The 2,057-nt window shown below is 53.0% G+C and carries 1 protein-coding gene and 1 CRISPR repeat array; the gene reads left to right on the forward strand.

The window, feature by feature from the left end; genetic code table 11:
• Positions 1-113: 113 nt before the first annotated feature.
• Entirely contained in the window at positions 114-674 is a 561-nt protein-coding gene (locus tag NP590_RS20375) for a recombinase family protein (RefSeq protein WP_256604580.1), read from the forward strand.
• Between the two features lie 135 nt (positions 675-809).
• Positions 810-2,009: direct repeats of the CRISPR family, unit length 36 nt; unit sequence GCATTCCCCGGCCAAACGCCGGGGCCTCATTGAAGC.
• Positions 2,010-2,057 lie beyond the last annotated feature (48 nt).

Below are 2,057 nucleotides of genomic sequence, written 5' to 3' on the forward strand. Positions count from 1 at the left end.
GTCTAGCTACACACTTAGAGAAGGCGCATTTTTGTGCATTTGTAGTTGAATTTGTCTAAATGCACAACTTATAATGTGCACATATTCTATATGCACAAAACACCCAAGACAATATGAATTCAACAAAAATCGGCTATTGCCGAGTATCCACAACGGAGCAAAATATGGCTACCCAGTTGGAATTACTTAACAAGGCGGGTTGCCATGAGATTTTCAAAGAAAAAGTATCGGGAAGTAATGCTGATCGCCCCGAGTTAAATAAGTTACTGGCTTACATTCGTAAAGGCGATACCGTTACGGTGACAAAACTTGATCGGTTAGCACGATCAACCAAGGATTTGTTGAACATAGCCGAAGCGATAAAAAAGAAAGGCGCCGACTTTGAAGTCCTCAATATTAATTTGGATACTAAATCCCCAACCGGGCAATTGCTGCTCACCATGCTAGCGGCTATAGCTGAATTTGAAAGGGGTATCATGCTGGAACGCCAAAGGGAAGGCATCGAAATCGCTAAAGAGGATGGTAAATACAAAGGCCGTAAGCCTGTTAACGAAGCCAAGCTACAGCAAGTGCAAAAGCTTGTCGATAATGGCTCGAGTGTTAGCAAAGCCGTTTTTGAGGTGGGTATCGGTCGGCGCACTTATTACAAGGCCATTAAAGAAGGCCGGATTTAACGCCAGTTTTGCTTGGAGATCAGTACACAAACTTACGGTTACAAACAGGCAGCTGATGGCGAAACCGTAAGTTTCTGTTCAAATGCTCCCGCTAGTCCAATTGGGACGAACCGCCAGCATGGGCCGCGCCGCTGGGCATTCCCCGGCCAAACGCCGGGGCCTCATTGAAGCCAATCTTCTGATTTTGCATATTTTTTAAACTGCAATGCGCATTCCCCGGCCAAACGCCGGGGCCTCATTGAAGCAAGTCCGCCGGATTTTACGCCGGCCGTGCCAGGTCAGCATTCCCCGGCCAAACGCCGGGGCCTCATTGAAGCCACCGTAAAAACAATAAGTGAAGTTTATGTATAACGGCATTCCCCGGCCAAACGCCGGGGCCTCATTGAAGCGGCAAAATCGCCTTGGCGCTTGGCTTTTTCGAAATCGGCATTCCCCGGCCAAACGCCGGGGCCTCATTGAAGCGACACCACCGACACACTGGACCGCGCCCTTTACGGCGCATTCCCCGGCCAAACGCCGGGGCCTCATTGAAGCAGTGCTACCTCATCGGCATGCAGCGGGGTGTCGTCGTGCATTCCCCGGCCAAACGCCGGGGCCTCATTGAAGCCAAACGCAAAGGCAAAGCGCGTTTCCCGATCATCGAGCAGCATTCCCCGGCCAAACGCCGGGGCCTCATTGAAGCTTTGCTTCAGCCTGTATTTTTCCCTCATCGCCAGAGGCATTCCCCGGCCAAACGCCGGGGCCTCATTGAAGCGTCAAGCGTCATCACTTCTTTATTGCTGATGACGGCATGCATTCCCCGGCCAAACGCCGGGGCCTCATTGAAGCATGTAGTCACGACTATTACCCGGCGTTAGCAATCGCGCATTCCCCGGCCAAACGCCGGGGCCTCATTGAAGCATATTGAGTAAAATAAAAGGTTCAGAATATATAGAATGCATTCCCCGGCCAAACGCCGGGGCCTCATTGAAGCGTTGCTAATTTGGCTGGTCATTACCGCCAGCGATACGCATTCCCCGGCCAAACGCCGGGGCCTCATTGAAGCTAGGTTCAAGCTGCATTGTGATGAATTGGGGCTTATGCATTCCCCGGCCAAACGCCGGGGCCTCATTGAAGCATGCACAAACTCCAACTTGTGCCCCATCTGCGCATTTGCATTCCCCGGCCAAACGCCGGGGCCTCATTGAAGCCGGCACGGCCAGCGCCCGGGATCTGGAAAACGCTTGGTGCATTCCCCGGCCAAACGCCGGGGCCTCATTGAAGCGGCGTCGGCTGTTGCCCGGCTGAAAAACGCCACGCGCATTCCCCGGCCAAACGCCGGGGCCTCATTGAAGCACTCTCCCGATAATCAACACACCGCCGCCCATACGCCCGCATTCCCCG

The sequence above is a fragment of the Methylomonas subterranea genome (genome assembly GCF_024505185.1).
Lineage (GTDB): Bacteria > Pseudomonadota > Gammaproteobacteria > Methylococcales > Methylomonadaceae > Methylomonas > Methylomonas subterranea.